The sequence below is a fragment of the Acidimicrobiales bacterium genome (assembly GCA_030747595.1).
In the GTDB taxonomy this organism is placed as follows: Bacteria; Actinomycetota; Acidimicrobiia; order Acidimicrobiales; family MedAcidi-G1; genus UBA9410.
This window is the reverse complement of sequence record JASLKK010000006.1, coordinates 72814-89542: the sequence shown is the minus strand read 5'-3', so window position 1 is coordinate 89542 and position 16729 is coordinate 72814. Positions and strand designations below refer to the sequence as shown.

Below are 16729 nucleotides of genomic sequence, written 5' to 3'. Positions count from 1 at the left end.
TGGCCAACGACCAACGAACTGAACCCACCTGAGAGGAACGATCAATCATGGAGGACCTGCAGGGAAAGGTCGCCGTCATCACCGGCGGCGCATCAGGCATGGGTCTGGCCTTCGCCCACCGCTTCGCAGCGGCCGGCATGAAGGTGGTCCTCGGCGACATCGAGGTTCCTGCACTGGACGCCGCGGTGACCGGACTCCGAGATGCGGGCGCCGAGGTCCTGGGTGTTCGCTGCGACGTGTCCGACGCCGCCTCGGTCCACGGGCTGGCTACAGCCACCGAGGAGGCATTCGGGGCCGCTCACGTAATCTGCCTGAACGCCGGGGTTGCTGGCTCAGGAGGTCTGCACGAGCAGACCCTGGCTGACTGGGAATGGATCCTCGGCGTCAACCTGATGGGGGTCGTCCACGGACTGGACGCCTTCCTCTCCGGACTCATCGAGCGCGACGAGGGCCATGTTGTGGTCACCGCCTCGGTTGCCGGGCACACGGCATATCCCGGGCTGGGCATCTACTCGGCCACCAAGCACGCAGCCGCAGTCATCGCTGAGACGCTCTACAACGAGCTGGCTTCCAGCGGATCGAAGGTCGGTGCTACGGCGCTGTGTCCGGGTTTCGTGGATACCGGTATCTTCAACTCCGCTCGGAACCGGCCAGAGCACCTCATCGACACGCTGCCCGACCTCGAGGCCGACGAGGATCGCGCCACTCGAGAAGCCTTCCTCGAAATGATTGCCTCTCAGGCCCTCAAGCCGGACGCGGTAGCTGACCTGGTGCACGACGCCATTCTGGACGGGACATTCTGGGTGTTCACCGACGGCCGGCACGTGGAGAACATCACCAACCGTCACGCCGAGATCGCCGGGCGTCGGAACCCCACCGAGGGTCGCGCCATCACCGAGGACGCCCTTGACTGAGGAGCTGGATCGGAGATGAAGCTCAGAGTGCGGGCCCTGAGCCGGGCCACCAGGTACGGATCAATCAGCGAGAGCCGCGACAGCAAACTCCTTGGCCCAGCGGTAGTCGGACTTCCCGTTGGGGCTGCGTTCCAGACGGTGTACGAACACGATCCGCTTGGGCACCTTAAAGCCAGCCAGACCCGTCCGTAACTCGGTCTTTAGCGAATCCTCGTCGGCCGCTCCGGGGGTCGTCAGTTCGACCACCGCGGTCACGGCCTGTCCCCAGCGCTCATCTTCCACACCCACCACGTTGCAGTCGGTCACCGCATCTAGCTCCTTGAGGGCCTCTTCAACCTCCTCGGGGAAGACCTTCTCGCCGCCGGTATTGATGCATGCCGATCCTCTGCCCAGGAGGGTGATCGAACCGTCGACCTCCACGGTGGCCCAGTCCCCGGGGATCGACCAGCGCCGGCCATCCACCATCGGGAATGCCGACTCGGTCTTCTCCGGATCCTTGAAGTACCCGACGGGCAGTGGCCAGCCCAGCGCAATCTGGCCTCGCTCCCCTGAGCCCTGCTCAACTTCCCGTCCGTCCTCTGTAAACACCCGGGTGTGCTCTCCCAAGGAGAAGCGTGCCGTGGTCTCGCGTTGACCGGCGGCCCGGGTCCTCCCCGAGGTGACCTGGCTGGCCATGCCGGTGCCCTCACTCGAGCCGAGGGTGTCGACAATGGTGCACGGGTGGTGGTCCAGGAGTGCGTTCTTGATTGGGGCGCTGAACATGACTCCGGACGACAGCAACAACCGTAGCGACGAGAGGTCGGGGATTCGGCCTTCGACAGTCGCCCGGTCGAGCGACTCGATCATGGGGCGCCCAAAGGCATCACCCACCATGGTGATCATGGTGATCCCGTCGGTCTCGACGGTACGCCACAACTCGTCAGCATCGAAGTTCCGGTTGGACAATGTGGACAACATCCCGCCATGGCTGAGGGTGGCCAGACCGGGAATGCCCGAGGTTCCGTGCATTAATGGAGCAGCACAGAGTTGACGGATCTCACGGCTCGCATCAGCCACCCGTCGGGCGATGCCCGCAGCCTCGGCCGCCGTGGTCGGGACGGACTCCCTGAACGGTCGGAAGGTGGCCTCCATGGTTCCGAGCAGGTTGGCGTGGTCCCACATCACCGCCTTGGGCATGCCGGTGGTGCCGCCGGTATAGAGGAACCACAGGTCACTGCCCGATCGATCAATCCGGGGCATGGGATCGGCGGCCAGCGCTTCGTCATATGAGATGGCCCAGTCGGCCACGTCGTCCGGTTCGCCGCCTACCTGGATCATGGCCTTCAGCCACGGGCAGCGTGCTCGAACGGCATCCACCCTGTCGATCAGGGTGTGGTCGAAGAAAATTGCTTCGGCATCTGCATTGTCGAGGATGTAGGCCAGTTCGTCGCCCGTGTAGCGGTAGTTGACATTGGCTGGCGCCCCCCGGACCTTAAACGTGGCGTACTGCGCCTCCGGGTATTCGCACCCGTTGTAGAGAAACAGGGCCACCTTGCTGTCAGGACCTAGACCGTAAGACGTCAGGGTGCCGGCCAGACGGGCGGCCCGATCATCGAACTCTGTCCACGAACTCCGTACGCCGGCCGCTGAATGGGCCGGCTGATCACCGACCTCGTCGGCAATTGCCTCCCAAGCGGTGGCCAGGTTGAGTCTTCCGTCGAGGTCTCCCACGGCCGGCGATGGTAGCCAGCCGGCGCGGACCACCCGGGAGCGGGCTGGCAACCGGTCCGAATGGACACGAAGCGCCATGGGGTCCGCCCCTATGCTCGATTCCCGTGGGAAACACCTTCGGAACTCTGTTCCGCATCAGCACGTGGGGCGAGAGCCATGGCGCCGGGATCGGTGTGGTGGTCGACGGCTGTCCGCCCCGCCTCCCCTTGACCGCGGACGACCTGCAGCACGACCTTGACCGTCGCCGGCCCGGCCAAAGCCGCCTCACCACTCAGCGGGCAGAGGCCGATCGCGTGGAAATCCTGTCAGGCATATTTGAAGGCCGAACCACCGGAGGCCCCATTGCCGTGCTGGTCCGCAACGACGATGCCCGCTCCGGGGCCTACGACCACCTCAAGGACCTGTACCGCCCCTCGCACGCCGACTTCACCTACGACGCGAAGTACGGCAACCGTGACTGGCGCGGCGGCGGACGTTCCAGCGCCCGCGAGACCATTGGCCGTGTGGCAGCCGGAGCCATTGCCCGGCGCCTGCTGGCCGAGGTGGCCGGCATTGAGGTGCTCGGCTGGGTGTCTCGGGTCCACGACGTGGTGGCCGACGTGGATGCCGGCTCAGTGACCCTCCATGCCGTGGAGGCCGAGCCCACCCGCTGTCCGGACCCGCTCGCCTCGACCGCCATGACCGAAGCCATCGATGCAGCCCGCCACGACGGCGACTCGCTAGGCGGCATAGTGACCTGTGTGGCCAGAGGCGTGCCGGCCGGCCTCGGCACACCCGTGTTCGACCGTCTCGAGGCCGACCTGGCTAAAGGCATGCTGTCGCTCCCGGCATCCAAGGGATTCGACGTGGGCGCCGGCTTCGACGCTGTGTCCATGACGGGCCGAGAGCACAATGACGCCTTCGTGCCCGGTCCCGACGGGCCGGTTACCGCCACCAACCGGTCCGGTGGCGTCCAGGGCGGTATCAGTACCGGCGACGACGTGGTGTTCCGGGTGGCCTTCAAACCCACGGCCACCATTGCCTCGGCGCAGGACACCGTTACTGTTGACAACGAGGCGGTCTCCCTGGAGGCCAAGGGTCGTCACGACCCGTGCGTGCTACCGCGTGCTGTTCCCATGGTCGAAGCCATGGCACTCCTCGTACTGGCCGACCACTGGCTACGCCAGCAGGCCGTCAACGTCCTCCCCTCCTGAGGTGGAACGCGACGCGTTGCTGACCGTTGCCACTCGACCCGATCCGGCCGACGAGCGAGTCGTTATCTACACTTGATGTAAACCCTGATCGCTTAGCGGAGGCGCCCGACGTGAGTAAGCCTGATCTGCGAAACAACCCGGCATTCAAATCCGAAAAGCCCATTCCCTACGACATCCCGACGTTCGATGACGTCGAGGCCGAGCGCCAACACCGCAAAGAGCGCCTGGCTGCCGCCTTCCGAATCTTCGGCAAATACGGGTTCAGCGAAGGAGTGGCCGGCCATGTCACCGTGCGCGACCCCGAACACACCGACTGTTTCTGGGTTAACCCGTTTGGAACACCGTTTAGCCACATCCGAGTCTCGGACCTCCTCCTGGTGAGTCACACCGGCGAGATCATGCACGGCGAATTCGCCGTCAACCAGGCAGCGTTCGCCATCCATTCCGGCCTCCACATGGCCCGCCCCGATGTGATCGCAGCGGCCCACTCCCATTCGCTGTACGGCAAGGCTTGGGCCTCGCTTGGTCGACCGCTAGACGCCATCACTCAAGACGCCTGCATCTTCTACGGCGACCACGTTGTGTTCGACGACTACACCGGAGTCGTCAACGACCCCGAGGAAGGCAAACGCATCGCCTACGCCCTCGGAGACCGGAGTGCAGCCATCCTGAGGAATCACGGGCTCTTGACAGTTGGTCAGTCCGTGGAGGCGGCGACCTGGCTCTTCGTCACCATGGAACGCTCCTGTCAGGCCCAGTTGCTGGCCGAGGCAGCCGGTACGCCGGTCATCATGGATGACGAGACCGCAGCGATGACCCACCGGCAGGTGGCAGGCAACTTCGCCAGCTGGTTCAGTGCCCAGCCGTTGTTCGCCCAGATCCTGCGTGAACAGCCCGACCTCCTGGACTGACGCCGCACCGGATCCAAGGCAGATATGCACCTCAGGGCCGGCCCTCAGGACCAGTCGCTCACAATGGGTTGGGCAATGAGATAGGTGTCCACGCCGGTCATAGCTAGTGGACGACCAATGCAGCACCCTCGTTCACCGGCGGGAACACCAAGGCGATTGTGTAGTCCCACGTCGGAAAGAGGTCTCCGCGTCTGGGGCGCTATCGATCAAGGGCCGGTGGGCCCCCGTAGTCGGCCGGCCGATCCGGGCGATCAGGCGGCGTGGGTAACCAGGAGGCGTTCGAGGTCTCGGCGATAGAGGATTCGGATGTGAATCCCAGGGTGACGTTCTCGGAGTAGACGGACCTTGCGGTTCTTGCGGGTCACCAGCGACTGGCGGAGAGTAGTGACCTCTAGGTAGAGGTCGTGATCGGGCAGGTAGAAGTCGGGGGTGAATGCCGTGCGGGGGTTGCCGTCGGGGGCGGTCTCCAATACGAAGGTGCGGGGCTCGTAGTCCCAAGCAATCTCGTAGAAGTCCAGCAGATCGGCCACCCGCTGCTCAGACTCGTGGGCGAAAATGGGATCCATTGGAAGCGCTTCGACCCGAAGTCTTCGAACTTCGCCCATGCCGCCTCCCCCTCCCGGCCGTTGTTCCTAGTGACCGACCGCCCGATCGATCGGGGCTGCTTCGGCGGCCCGACGGCCCTCCGGGTACAGCTCCACGATCCGGGCATCGACCTGTTCCTTGACTCCGGAGAGAGGGAGGATGTTGAGAACTCCCTGACCGTGACGCAGCAAGTCGACGATCTCCTCCTCGCCGGTACGGACCATGACCGATGAACCACTGATCACCAGGTTCACCCGGGTCACGTCCTCGTCGAGTTGTGTCGTCAAATAGGCGAAGACCTCACGGACTAGCTCCAGGCGGATGCCGGCGTCCAAAAGAGACTTAACGGACCGAAGTTCCAGCAGGTCGCGGTAGGAGTAGAGGCGTCGACTGCCGCTACCGGTCGCCCGGGCCATTGACGGCCGAACCAAATCGGTTCGCGCCCAGTAGTCCAGTTGGCGGTAGGTGATGCCAGCGATCTCGGCAGCGCGCTTGCCCGGGTAGCCCTCGGGCTCGACGGACTCCTGTCCGCTTCCTGGCAGCGAAGAATCTGAATTGGCGGCCATGGGACGTCTCCCTCGAATCGGGCTCAGCGTTCCACGGTTGGAACTACAGCCCTGTGACTCGACACAGCGTAGGCAGGGCGCCTCCTCGAATCAAGGATTTCGCACGGAGCGTGGCAATTCTCGCGCTCAGCGCGCGATCAGGACCCGGAGCAAGCCGAGCAACGACGTCTGGTCAGGACTCGAAGTCTTCGGGGTCGACCGAGTCCAGGAAGGCCCGGAATTCCTCGACCTGCACCTCGGCAGCCGTCTCTCCGGATGACTCCGTTGTGTCATCGGTCGGCGGCGGTACGAAGCCCGCCTCATCGACCACCTCTTCGGCGGCGAACACCGGGGCTCCCGTTCGCACGGCCAGGGCAATGGCATCGGACGGTCGGGCTGAGATCACCTCGATGCCCACCGGCCCCCGAAGGGTGACCTCAGCAAAGAACGTTCGCTCACGTATTTCGGTCACCACCACCTGCTCGACGGACACCGAGAATGTCTCCAGCAGGGAGGCCATTAGGTCGTGAGTCATGGGACGTGGCGGATCCTGGCCGGTCATAGCCAGACCGATGGATTTTGCCTCGGGTAGCCCGATGAAGATGGGCAGCATCCTCTCGCCCTCAGTCTCCCGAAGCAGGACCACCGGAGTGTCCGATGGCAGGACCTCCTGGACGCCCAACACCTCCATGGCGATCATTGGTCGCTCTCATCGGCCGGAACTGTCAGGGCGACGGGCGAGTGAAACAGCACCCCGAAACCCTAGTTGTGCGTGTCGGCCCGTCCCGTGTTCCTCACGGCATCCACCATCTCCGGGCCACCCCGATCCAGCTCGGTCAGGTCGACTTCAACCACCGCCGGGAGGTTGCGGAACTCTCCCCGGTGGTCCAGTCCGAATCCGACCAGGAACGTCGCCCCCGTGTCGAATCCGACATGGTTCAGATCCGCAGGTAGAACCCGCCGATCAGCACGATCGAAAAGGGTGCAGACCCTCACCTCGGACGCTCCATGGGAGGCCAAATGCCGCCGCAGATAGTCGAGACGGAATCCCGTGTCGACCACACCCTCTACGAGCAGGACCTTGCGTCCGGTCACGTCGATCGACAGGTCCCTCGTAAGGCGAACACGACCACTGTCTGGCAGGAACGTGCTCAGGGCCAAGAAGTCGATCTCGACGGGCACCGTGAATTGCCGCACGAGGTCAGCCATGAACGGGAGGCAGCCCTTGAGAACTCCCACTACCACCGTGTCGACATCTACCCAATCCACCAACTCCTCGGCCATGGAGTCAATCCGTCGCTCGATCTCCTCGGCGGTGCGATGGAGCTTCGGTCCGTTCATCGGCCCACCGTGCCGAGTTCCCGCCGGACCAGCAACTCGTGTAGCGCCGAGCCGGCATCGGTCAACTCGTCGACCAACTGTCGAGCCTCAAGCAACGACCGACCGTGGGAAGAGTCCCCCGGTCCCCCACCGCCGGCGACTGGACCTACCAGCTGTTCCAGGAGGCCGGCCTCACGCTGGGCGGCCACCAGGTACATCCGGAGATGACGCACGTCAAAGCCATGACCCACGAAGCATGCTGCAACCCGGCCGACCAACACCGCCTCGTCGTCGTACACCGTGCTGGACCCGGCTTCGCGACCCCGGACCAGACCCAGACGTTCGAGCTCAGCGACCGTGTCCTCGTCAAGGCCCACCATGACAGCCAGCTCGGCCAGGGAAACGCTCACCGATCCAGATAGTCCGCCACCTTCGGCAGAACGCCCCCGGCGACCGACCCGCTCCCGGAAGGCCGGTACATCAACGCCACCGTCACCCGGGGTTCCGGCCGGAGGGCTCTCATCGAGCATGCTGGCGATCACTTTCAACGGCAGATGCCGGTCACGCTGAAGCCGGAGGGCTCGAATGACACGGGCCACGTCCTCCTCCTCGTAACGCCGATAGCCGCTAGCCGATCGGGCCGGGCGAACCAGACCTTCAGCCTCCAAGAACCGCAACTTGGAAACGGTCACGTCGGGGAACTCGGCCTCCAGAACGGTGACCACGTCACCGATGTTCATTGGTTCCATCCTCCGAGTAGGTCGTGATGGACCGGATGCGCCATCCGACCTCGCCGCGGGCTCAATCCGCTGTTCCGTGGAAGAAGACCAACTTGAATCGGCCGATCTGGAGTTCGTCGCCGTCGCTCAACTCCGCCGTGTCGATCCGTCCGCCGTTCAACCAGGTGCCGTTCAGGGAGCCGACATCCCGGACCAGATAGCGGTCGGCAATCCGTTCCACCTCGACGTGACGGCGTGACACCGTGACGTCGTCGAGCAGGATGTCGGCTTGGCCGTGGCGACCCACAGAGGTCAGTGGAGCTTCTAGGCCGTAGCGCGAACCGGCCTTGGGGCCTGACTCGACGACGAATAGCCCGCACTCAGAGGGGAACTGATCCCGGTCGGACCGGTGCGGAACATCAGCGACCGGATCGAAGGCGTCTGTCGGTTCGTCATTCGTGCCCTCGGGATACCCAACCATGATCAGTCCTCGATCAACGCCTGATAGGCCGCTGAATCCATGAGGTCGCCTTCCGATTCGGCCAGGATCTCACAGATCCATCCCTCGCCGTAAGGGTCCTCGTTGACCTTCTCGGGAGCTGTCTCCAACTCCTCGTTGACCGCGACCACCTCGCCGGTCACCGGCGCGAAAAGCTCCGAGACCGACTTAGTTGACTCCACCTCACCGAACACACTGCCGGATTCAATCCGGGTCCCGACCTCGGGTGTCTCGACGAACACCACGTCTCCCAGCGCATCCTGGGCGTAGTCAGTGATCCCAATCCGCACACGGCTGTCCCCCATCACCCGGACCCACTCATGGTCGACCGAATAGCGGAGATCGGAGGGAACGTTCATGTAATGAACTTACCGCTACCGGCCCGCTCCTCAGGAACGGGCCTACTCAAGAACGAGTCCGGCGCTCCCTGAGTGCGGAGCGGGCCACCGGAACGTAGCCCCAGGCAGCGATCCAGGAAATGAGCAGGCCCGGAATGCCGAAGATCCAGGCCCCGGCCTCGAAGGCCACCGCCGCGGGGATCGTGGACTGGCCGGCCAGAAAGCATGGCACGGCCCACAAGAGGGCGAATGTGCCTGTCTTGCCCCACCACGTCACGTCGATGCGCCGAACCCCGATCGCCAACAGGATCAGGGCCACCAGCCCGATCAGGATTTCCCGAACCAAGATGGTCACCGCAAACCACATTGGAATAGACCCATCGTCAGCGATGGCCACCAGAGCGACAACCAGCAGGATCCGGTCAGCCGTCGGATCCAGCAACTTGCCGACATCGGATATCTGATTGAAACGACGGGCGATCCAGCCGTCCACCCAGTCGGTGGCACCCAACACCCCGAGTAGCAAAGCGGCGGCCATGCGGTTCTCCTGGGAGACCAGTAGCCACAAGAACCACGGGATGCACCCGAGGCGGACCACGGTGATTAGGTTGGGAATCGTCCAAACTCCCGCCCAGCCGGTGAGTGACGTCGGCGTGGTCGCTGAGGTCTTCGGTCCCATCGGGCGCAGCCTACGATCCGCAACCACCCCCAGAAGCGCCGGCCTTCAGGCAGGGCGTTCCAGCCACAACACGACCGGAGTTCCCGTGCCCACGATCTTCACCCGCATCATCGAAGGCGAACTTCCCGGACGGATCATCTGGCGGGACGACATCTGTGTGGCCATGGTCGACATCCGGCCTCTCAACACGGGACACGTGCTAGTCGTTCCTCTCGCCGAAGTCGACCGGTGGACCGACCTCCCGGCCGAGACCGCCGCCCACTGCACCGTGGTGGCCCATGCCGTCGGTCAGGCGCAGATGGCCGTCTTTGCCCCCGCCCGAATCGGACTAATGATCGCTGGGTTCGAGGTTCCGCACACACATTTGCACGTCGTGCCGATCAACCACATGGGGCACCTCGACTTCACGGAAGCTGACCCTGAGGTGGACGCCAGCCATCTCGATGCGGTCGCCGAACAACTCCGGTGTGCCCTTCGCTCCGACGGGCACACCGCCGTCGTGTAACGGGTCAGAAAACCATCACCGGCACTATCAGGCGCCCGGCCGGCGCACCCAGAGCCGGACGCCGTCACGGTCGAACCGCTTGCGGTAATCCATGGCTATCAGGCGTGACTCGAACATTCGGATCTCGGTGGCCAGCCAGCCCAGAGACTCCACATCGACCACCACGGCGTCGATACGTCCAGACCAGTCCAGATCGGGCAGCATGCCGTGAGTGGGCAACAGGATGTGAGCCGCCTGACGATCAGCCACGAGCGGGTACACCTCTGACGGCACCATCACCCGTGCGTCGTCTCCGATCAGCACCGAAGTCGAGACCCGAGCCTCGTCGGTCGGGCTTCGTCGACCCCAGTCCCACGGATCCTCATAGGGCGACGAGGCGGCATCACGGACGAAAAACACCATGGCGGTCAGCACCAGAACCATGAGAACCCGACGATCCACATGTATTCGACTGACCCCCTCAGTCCCGATGCGCATGAGGGCGTACGTGGCGGCGATAAATACGAAGGCCAACGCTGCCACGTCCTGCTGCGGATTCCCGTAGCCGGCGTCTGGTACGTCAGCCACCAGGTAAAAGACGACCAACGGAATGATCGGCACCAGATACCTGGGGCGTACCAGCGGCAGGAATAGCGCCGGAGCGAGCAGCAACAACACTTTGTCGAAGCCCTCCCGGGCGAATAAGTCGCCCAGCAGTCCCGCCGGATCGGCCAGTATCCCGAAGAAGATGCCGACCACGCCGTCGCCGTAGTGGGCGAAGGCACCAAGGTGCGGGTAGTGGCCCTCACCCATCAGGGGTTGCACCACGAACGACATGACAAGGAACCAGGTCAGGCCGAAAGTGGCCAACGACCAGCCACGGGTGCGGTTGTCCTCCCCGACCAGAATAAGTCCGAGTGCGGCGACGGCCAGCCCCAGATCAGCCCGGGTGGACACCACCACCAGCGCCAACCCCGCCAGCCACCACCAGCGTTCCGAGCGAGCCATCAGGTAGGCCGCCATGAGCGCCGGGATGGCCAACGCCTCGGGATGGAAGCCGGCCAGGTTCAGGTCATGCACTGACGGGTGAAGGGCATAGGCCGCCATCAGGGCAGAAGCGGGAGCGATCCGGAGATTGGCCGGGCCTCGGGCGATCCGCCAGATGGGCACCACGGCGAGGGCCAAGGCCATCGATTGGAGGACGAGCAGCGTGCCAGCAGCCGGCAGGACACGAAGGATCCAGGCAATGGGCCAGAAGATCCACGCCGCCTGGTCGGCGAACAGGTTGTGGCCAAGATTTGTCACCACTGGTTCGAATCCGCGGTCCATGAGGTGGGACGCCTGGAGGTAGTGACCGAGGTCCGGTCCGATGCCGAGATCTCGGTATCGGGCCAGCGCTAGAAGCGACAGGACGATGGCCAGGACGAACGCAGTGATCCAAGGAATGACTCGGTCCCCAGCCTTGGAGTCAAGTCGGGCCTGCCAACGGAGCATCCGGATGTCGAGGCGTCGCCGGAGCGACACCACGGTGATCACCACCGTTTCGCCAGTGCGTTCGAGCGACTGAGCGGTTCGCTCCAGGGACGGCTTTGTTCTCACCAGAGCGCCCCCTGTCCAGCGGGTGGCGGTGGCGCGTCAATCCGCGTCCGGTCCAAGAGATCCAGCAGGTCGGCGCCCTTGTTCCGGGCGTTGTTCACCCTGTGGTCGACTGGATGGCGAGACAGCGTGCCGTCAGCAGCCGGGGCCAGCAGGCGCTCGAGTTCGTGACGATTCGGGTCGTCGGCATCCAGCCACGCACCCCATTCGGCTGACTCGAGTACGGCCGGCATTCGGTGGTGCACTGGCGAGAGGTCACCATTGGCCTGCACCGTGATGACGGCGCAGGTTCGAAGCCCATCGTCTGACGGTCCGTTCACGGATGGATCGGTTCCTGGACGCCGGTCATCCGATCCGGTACCGACCCACCGCTCCCACAGGCCGGCGAAGACCAACGGGCGTCCGTCCGACCGCTGGATGTACCACGGCTGTTTAGAGGTTCGGGCATTGTCAGGCCGTTGGTCGGCAGGCGACGGCGTACCGGGACCCCACTCGTAGAAACCATCCACGGCTACCAGACAGCGTCGGCAGCGGAAGGCATCTCGAAAGGAAGGCTTATCGGCCACCGTCTCGGCCCGTGCGTTGAACATCCGGTCTCCGATAGCCGGATCCTTTGCCCAGCCGGGCACCAGTCCCCAGCGTGCCGTGCCGAGGAGTCGGCCGCCGCCCTCATCAGAAGTCCAAACCACGGGAAGACGGCGAGACGGTGCGACGTTGTGGTCGGGGCCGTCCAGCACATCGACAATGGCGTCAGCCCCGAGGTATTCGCTCAGTTCCTCCGGGCCCGACGCGGTCACCACACGGCCGCACATATCGACACAGTACCGGGCAGGGTGCCTCGACTCCGGTCCCCGCTCAGGTGCCGCTCCGGTCTCCGCTTAGGTCATCGCTCAGGTGAGGGTGCAATCACCGCTGGCCCCACCAATCTCAACGGGCACCACGTCGCCGGGTGCTCCACCAAAGGCCGGTACGGAGATTTCTCCCGTCCCCGAAGCGTCCGCAACGGTGATCGCTCCCCGGACGGACAGGACCTCCCACTTCGAGGAGATGCCCGGAGCGGCCTCGACCCCGAACCGGATGGTCTCGGCCCAACCCAGCCCGCCCTCGTCGAGTTCCACGCCTCCCTGGGGGATATCGACACCCAACATCAGTGCGGCCCGCCCGACGCACGTCACCCGGGCCGCCCGTCCTCCGAGCCCATCCGGACACGCTCCCTCCTCGGACTCGTATACCACGACATCAAGCGGTCGCAGGGAATCGGTCGCCACAGTCACCCGAACACAGGCACCGATCCACCAGTCCTCAGGGCCCACGAGGGCGACCTGACCTCCCCGGTGTTCAAAAACAGTAGCCATCAGCAATCCGGGGCGGACCGGAAGGTCGACGTCCGGGACGTCGAGCCGGATCCGGTTCTCCGGAGGTCCGTCGCCTCGAAGGACGGCCACCACCCGGTCGGCCGACGCGATCAGTGTCGGTTCGGCCACCGGGGGGCCTCCCTCGAGGCGCAGCACCGGCTCTCCATCTATGTCGGTGATCGTGGATCCAGAGAAGCGCAGCGACCGGTCCGAGCGATCCTCAGGCTCATTTTCCAACAGGGATCGTGCCCCGAATCCGACCAGGGCCAGCACGCCCAGGAGGAGGATGCCACCCATGGCCCGCTTCCGCATGCCGATCTGAAACTCACGAACGAGGCTGGCCTCGTCACGCCGCTCGGCACGCGACCGGGGCCCGAAAGCCTCAGTGCGGTCACCTCCGCTGAGCAGCGTGGCCCACCGAGTGACCGCCTCGTCGGGAAACCGCAAGGCCAGGTCGGCGAAGGCAGTCTCCTCCTCCGGTCCGAAAAGCAGTAGAAGGTCGTTCTCCTGCAGGAACTCGACCGGGTCATCACAGTGGACCAACTGGCGGTCGCCGGCCAGTCGGACGAGAAAGGCTCGGATCTGCTCGTCGGCCTCGGCATCGGTCCACCGACCGCCCGAAGGAGAAGGCATGCCGGCTGTCGGTGATACCGAATCCGAACGTTCCCGGAAAAAGGCGGACCGGCGTCCGCGGTGTTCACCGGAAGGATCCGTCCGGGCCTCTGCTTCGGTCCGTTCAGGCATGGAGCCCTCTTCAGCGGTGGAAGCGGATTCGGCCTCGGTGGCAGGATCCGGTAGCTCGATCGGGTCCTCGATGTCCGGCACGGCGTCGACGCTACGCGACCAACAGCCCGCCCCCCGGGCACCGATCAAGGCATCCTGGGTGGACACCCCGGCAATACCCCCAGCGATGGCCATGCAAAGGTCCGACGGTGTTGGGTTTCACCCGAATACTGTCCAGCGGTGCCCTCCGGGCACCCACCCTGCCTATGCGCCACCGTCTCCCCACCACCCTCGCGCTCGCCGCCGCCCTCGTGGCGACCCTCCCCGCCTGCACGACCAATGACCCCACGACCGAGCCGGCGACGACCTCGCCGACTGCTGTCATCACGGTCACTCCATCAACCACGTCCGCTTCCGCCTCGACGACGAGCGCTCCAGGGTCCGAGACCGCCCCGCCCACCAGCACGACATTGATTGCACCCGTCGAGTCGACGACTTCGGTAGCCATGTCCCCGACCGTTACGGAGCGGGTTGAAGACAGGGATCCCGAGAGCGGCGACAATGAGTTGTCTCCAGAGACACTCTCGCCAGATCTCCTACCCGACGGGGTGGTTACCGATGGCGAATACGTCGACCCCCGCGGACCGATCTTTCTCGCCTTTCAGGAGTCTCTCGACCGGACCAGTCGGTTCTCCGGACTGGACTCCTTCTGTCGGATGGGCTCCGCTGATCCGATAGACGCTCCTACTGCTGTGGAGGCGGGAATCACTGCCGAATCGATCGTCATCGCCCAGATCGACACCCGCCTCAACGAGTTAGTCAAGGTGGGCTTCGGCGTGCCGGTGGGCGATCCCGGCGCCATGGTGGCTGCGTTCCTGGATGTCGTGAACGAGGCATGCGGCGGAATCCACGGTCGATCACTCGAGCTTCGAACCATTGGCGTGTCGGCGCTGGGGGGTGGCGATCTCGACATCGACACCCTGCGTGAGGCTGCCTGTCTGGAAGCTGTCGAGATTCACGAAGCAGTCGTGGTCCTGGCCGCCACCCCCATACCTGGAACCGCCGCAAGCTGTCTCACTCGCCGCCACCGGGTCTCCCATCTCGCCGTACGCGGCATCTCCGACCTGGACTTGCTCCAAGGGCAGGGTCTGCTCCACTCCATCGAGGTCGGTGACCGAACTGGTCTGAGCCTCGCCCTGGGGGCTGCCATAGACCGCGGACTCCTAGTTGGTGCGACCATTGGGGTGGTCGTACCAGATTCACCTCAACGGTCTGACGACCTCATGGCCGCGGTCGATCATGCACTGGCCGAGGTCGACATGACTTCCAACCGGTATCAGATCGGATGCGAAGGGGCCACCACATGCCAGGTGGGCCTAGACACTGCAGTCGCCGCCATGATTGCTGACGGCGTGGACGTGGTCATCCCGCTAGTCGACATGACGTCACTGCCGTGGCTGATCCTGGAGATGCTGGAACAGCAAATGCCCCGCCCACAGTTTGTCCTGTCGGGTCTGGACGGACAGGGCCTGGATGCGGTGGCATCACGGATCGCCGAGTTCGGCGGACCGACCGCTGGCGCCTACTACGACGGCGCCCTGGTGGTCGACGGGTCGGCGACCGGTGCACAGCGACTTGATGATGCTGAACGGCGACCGTTCGATCGTCTCTGCGTCGAGGCTTGGGCAGAGGTCGAGGGCGTAGCGGTGCCCACCGTCGAAAGCGCCGCGGATGACGTCCACCGGACGGTGGTGGAGGCGTGCAGCCTCGTGCGTTGGGTGGCTCGGGCTGTCGAAGCAGCCGGGCCCGATCCGTCCCGGCTAGCTCTGCAGGTCGCGCTGGCCGGCGTGGGACCGATCGACGTGCCTGATATGCGTCCCACCACGGTCGACGGTCGACGTTGGCGGACCGTACAGGTCCGTCGATACGAGTACCCGTGCGCTCACGGCGTCGGCTTCGGGGCGTCGGCGGGCTGCTTGGTGCCCGACGGTCCACCGGTGGTACTGGATCGAGCCGGCGTGCCGGTGCCGCCGGATGGGCCATTCAGCAGGCCCCCCGATCAAGTGGTCGTATTCGTAGCCAACGGCTCCAGTGTGGGCGGGTTGGCAGGCAAGGTTACCCGACTCCTTGGGCTGGACAGTTACCAGACGACCGCACCCGGCAACGCCTACCGGGCCTCGTTGTCGACGATCTACTACCGGGAAGGATTCCTTGGCGACGCTAGGGCGGTCGGCACGACACTGTCCCTACCCGCCGATGAGGTCCCGATGCCCGAGCTGATCGACTTCGTAGCGCCGTCGACCGTCGACCGGGTGCTAGCCGCCGACATCGTGGTGGTCATCGGTTCCACCGACGCCCGCCGCCTGGAGAAAGCCGACTGAGGGGACGGCCGCTCGGGCCGCCCCCCAGCCCGCCCGCGTTCTACATTTGCATTGCGATCAAGTCTTCCAACGACGTGTAGGGGCCTGTGAGCAGGCCCTCCACGAGACCAGCATTGGTCAGAGCCACCTGACACCTTGTCGCACTTTCAGCGTCCGGCGCAGTCTGGATGCTGATGATCTTTCCTAGAGCCCCCGACCAACCCGTCGAGACGGCCTCTACTCCGCAATCCTCGTAGATCGCGAACAGCTCGGCCATAGCAGCGTTGCCCTCATCGGTGCCGACTGGTGCGTCTCTGAACCTTTGACCGATGTCGCTGACGTTCAGGTAGGTATAGGACATGCTTTCTTTCCTCCATTTGTTGTGAAGGGCGATCCTTCCATGGAAGCTGCAACTCCGCTCTGAAGCCCGACGCGCACTCCCGGTCTTGGTGGTTCCCCGGGGATCCATCGACCAACCCCAGTTCGCTGGCGTCCTGCCAGTGGCTTAGTGAAGTTGTCCTACGAGACGGGTCAACACGACGGCAAAGCCCACTATTCCCAGAAGTCTTCGAAAAGCATTGACGCCATCGACCGCTTCCAGATAACTCCAGATGCTGAGGCTCACGACGAACACAGAGGTAGCAATCCGATCGACCCCTGATCCTTTTTCAGCTACCCGAACCACTAGTGCAGAAAGGACCACGACGATCAGAGGAAGATTTGGTGCCTGGCCGACCGTGTAGCCAAGGATCTTGAAGTCGCGACTCTGACTCACCGCCTTCCTCGCAAGTGCAAATA

General features: G+C 64.5%; 19 protein-coding genes. 5 read left to right on the top strand and 14 right to left on the bottom strand.

What is annotated here, in order from left to right:
• Positions 1–47: 47 nt before the first annotated feature.
• The gene (locus tag QF777_06440) at positions 48–914 is read left to right on the top strand and encodes an SDR family NAD(P)-dependent oxidoreductase (protein ID MDP6911189.1); all 867 of its coding nucleotides are present in this window, start codon (positions 48–50) and stop codon (positions 912–914) included.
• 60 nt (positions 915–974) lie between these two features.
• On the opposite strand, the gene QF777_06435 is transcribed toward QF777_06440, so the two are convergent.
• Positions 975–2624, bottom strand: a complete 1650-nt coding sequence (locus QF777_06435; GenBank protein MDP6911188.1) for an AMP-binding protein — start codon at positions 2622–2624, stop codon at positions 975–977.
• Between the two features lie 104 nt (positions 2625–2728).
• Here QF777_06435 and aroC point away from each other — a divergent pair, with 104 nt between their 5' ends.
• Complete coding sequence (gene aroC / locus QF777_06430) at positions 2729–3817, top strand: chorismate synthase (GenBank protein ID MDP6911187.1); 1089 nt, start codon at positions 2729–2731, stop codon at positions 3815–3817.
• Between the two features lie 110 nt (positions 3818–3927).
• On the top strand, positions 3928–4728 hold the full coding sequence (locus tag QF777_06425; protein MDP6911186.1) for a class II aldolase/adducin family protein: 801 nt from the start codon (positions 3928–3930) through the stop codon (positions 4726–4728).
• 251 nt (positions 4729–4979) lie between these two features.
• Here QF777_06425 and QF777_06420 read toward each other — a convergent pair whose 3' ends face one another.
• The 8 genes from QF777_06420 to QF777_06385 form a co-directional block, all read right to left on the bottom strand.
• Entirely contained in the window at positions 4980–5333 is a 354-nt protein-coding gene (locus tag QF777_06420) for a hypothetical protein (GenBank protein ID MDP6911185.1), read from the bottom strand.
• Positions 5334–5360: 27 nt separating this feature from the next.
• Entirely contained in the window at positions 5361–5879 is a 519-nt protein-coding gene (locus QF777_06415) for a MerR family transcriptional regulator (protein ID MDP6911184.1), read from the bottom strand.
• Between the two features lie 172 nt (positions 5880–6051).
• The gene (locus QF777_06410; protein ID MDP6911183.1) at positions 6052–6558 is read right to left on the bottom strand and encodes a bifunctional nuclease family protein; all 507 of its coding nucleotides are present in this window, start codon (positions 6556–6558) and stop codon (positions 6052–6054) included.
• 62 nt (positions 6559–6620) lie between these two features.
• Complete coding sequence (locus QF777_06405) at positions 6621–7199, bottom strand: phosphoribosyltransferase family protein (GenBank protein MDP6911182.1); 579 nt, start codon at positions 7197–7199, stop codon at positions 6621–6623.
• Entirely contained in the window at positions 7196–7918 is a 723-nt protein-coding gene (locus QF777_06400) for a MerR family transcriptional regulator (GenBank protein MDP6911181.1), read from the bottom strand. Before QF777_06400 ends, QF777_06405 begins: the two co-directional genes overlap by 4 nt.
• Positions 7919–7979: 61 nt before the next feature.
• Positions 7980–8378: an FHA domain-containing protein gene (locus QF777_06395; GenBank protein ID MDP6911180.1), complete on the bottom strand. Its 399-nt coding sequence runs from the start codon at positions 8376–8378 to the stop codon at positions 7980–7982.
• A 2-nt stretch (positions 8379–8380) separates the two neighbouring features.
• Positions 8381–8755, bottom strand: coding sequence for a glycine cleavage system protein GcvH (gcvH, locus tag QF777_06390; protein ID MDP6911179.1), 375 nt, complete (start codon positions 8753–8755; stop codon positions 8381–8383).
• Positions 8756–8801: 46 nt separating this feature from the next.
• Positions 8802–9413, bottom strand: coding sequence for a CDP-alcohol phosphatidyltransferase family protein (locus QF777_06385; GenBank protein ID MDP6911178.1), 612 nt, complete (start codon positions 9411–9413; stop codon positions 8802–8804).
• Positions 9414–9498: 85 nt separating this feature from the next.
• On the opposite strand from QF777_06385, the gene QF777_06380 reads away from it, so the two are divergent.
• On the top strand, positions 9499–9918 hold the full coding sequence (locus QF777_06380) for an HIT family protein (GenBank protein MDP6911177.1): 420 nt from the start codon (positions 9499–9501) through the stop codon (positions 9916–9918).
• Positions 9919–9945: 27 nt separating this feature from the next.
• Here QF777_06380 and QF777_06375 read toward each other — a convergent pair whose 3' ends face one another.
• From QF777_06375 to QF777_06365, 3 genes are all read right to left on the bottom strand, one after another.
• Positions 9946–11496, bottom strand: a complete 1551-nt coding sequence (locus QF777_06375; protein MDP6911176.1) for a DUF2079 domain-containing protein — start codon at positions 11494–11496, stop codon at positions 9946–9948.
• Positions 11493–12305: an SOS response-associated peptidase gene (locus tag QF777_06370; GenBank protein ID MDP6911175.1), complete on the bottom strand. Its 813-nt coding sequence runs from the start codon at positions 12303–12305 to the stop codon at positions 11493–11495. Before QF777_06370 ends, QF777_06375 begins: the two co-directional genes overlap by 4 nt.
• 78 nt (positions 12306–12383) lie before the next feature.
• Positions 12384–13766: a hypothetical protein gene (locus QF777_06365; GenBank protein MDP6911174.1), complete on the bottom strand. Its 1383-nt coding sequence runs from the start codon at positions 13764–13766 to the stop codon at positions 12384–12386.
• A gap of 311 nt (positions 13767–14077) precedes the next feature.
• Here QF777_06365 and QF777_06360 point away from each other — a divergent pair, with 311 nt between their 5' ends.
• On the top strand, positions 14078–15952 hold the full coding sequence (locus QF777_06360; GenBank protein MDP6911173.1) for a LytR C-terminal domain-containing protein: 1875 nt from the start codon (positions 14078–14080) through the stop codon (positions 15950–15952).
• Positions 15953–15992: 40 nt separating this feature from the next.
• Here the strand turns inward: QF777_06360 and QF777_06355 are convergent, their stop codons facing one another.
• Positions 15993–16292, bottom strand: a complete 300-nt coding sequence (locus tag QF777_06355) for a hypothetical protein (protein MDP6911172.1) — start codon at positions 16290–16292, stop codon at positions 15993–15995.
• Between the two features lie 144 nt (positions 16293–16436).
• The gene (locus QF777_06350) at positions 16437–16706 is read right to left on the bottom strand and encodes a hypothetical protein (protein ID MDP6911171.1); all 270 of its coding nucleotides are present in this window, start codon (positions 16704–16706) and stop codon (positions 16437–16439) included.
• Positions 16707–16729 lie beyond the last annotated feature (23 nt).

Coding starts and splice junctions, on each gene's coding strand:
- QF777_06420 (MDP6911185.1), bottom strand. CDS start 5,333: ATGGGCGAAGTTCGAAGACTTCGGGTCGAAGCGCTTCCAATGGATCCC.
- QF777_06405 (MDP6911182.1), bottom strand. CDS start 7,199: ATGAACGGACCGAAGCTCCATCGCACCGCCGAGGAGATCGAGCGACGG.
- QF777_06415 (MDP6911184.1), bottom strand. CDS start 5,879: ATGGCCGCCAATTCAGATTCTTCGCTGCCAGGAAGCGGACAGGAGTCC.
- QF777_06365 (MDP6911174.1), bottom strand. CDS start 13,766: ATGGCCATCGCTGGGGGTATTGCCGGGGTGTCCACCCAGGATGCCTTG.
- QF777_06410 (MDP6911183.1), bottom strand. CDS start 6,558: ATGATCGCCATGGAGGTGTTGGGCGTCCAGGAGGTCCTGCCATCGGAC.
- QF777_06400 (MDP6911181.1), bottom strand. CDS start 7,918: ATGAACATCGGTGACGTGGTCACCGTTCTGGAGGCCGAGTTCCCCGAC.
- QF777_06395 (MDP6911180.1), bottom strand. CDS start 8,378: ATGGTTGGGTATCCCGAGGGCACGAATGACGAACCGACAGACGCCTTC.
- gcvH (MDP6911179.1), bottom strand. CDS start 8,755: ATGAACGTTCCCTCCGATCTCCGCTATTCGGTCGACCATGAGTGGGTC.
- QF777_06370 (MDP6911175.1), bottom strand. CDS start 12,305: ATGTGCGGCCGTGTGGTGACCGCGTCGGGCCCGGAGGAACTGAGCGAA.
- QF777_06355 (MDP6911172.1), bottom strand. CDS start 16,292: ATGTCCTATACCTACCTGAACGTCAGCGACATCGGTCAAAGGTTCAGA.
- QF777_06360 (MDP6911173.1), top strand. CDS start 14,078: ATGTCCCCGACCGTTACGGAGCGGGTTGAAGACAGGGATCCCGAGAGC.
- QF777_06385 (MDP6911178.1), bottom strand. CDS start 9,413: ATGGGACCGAAGACCTCAGCGACCACGCCGACGTCACTCACCGGCTGG.
- QF777_06440 (MDP6911189.1), top strand. CDS start 48: ATGGAGGACCTGCAGGGAAAGGTCGCCGTCATCACCGGCGGCGCATCA.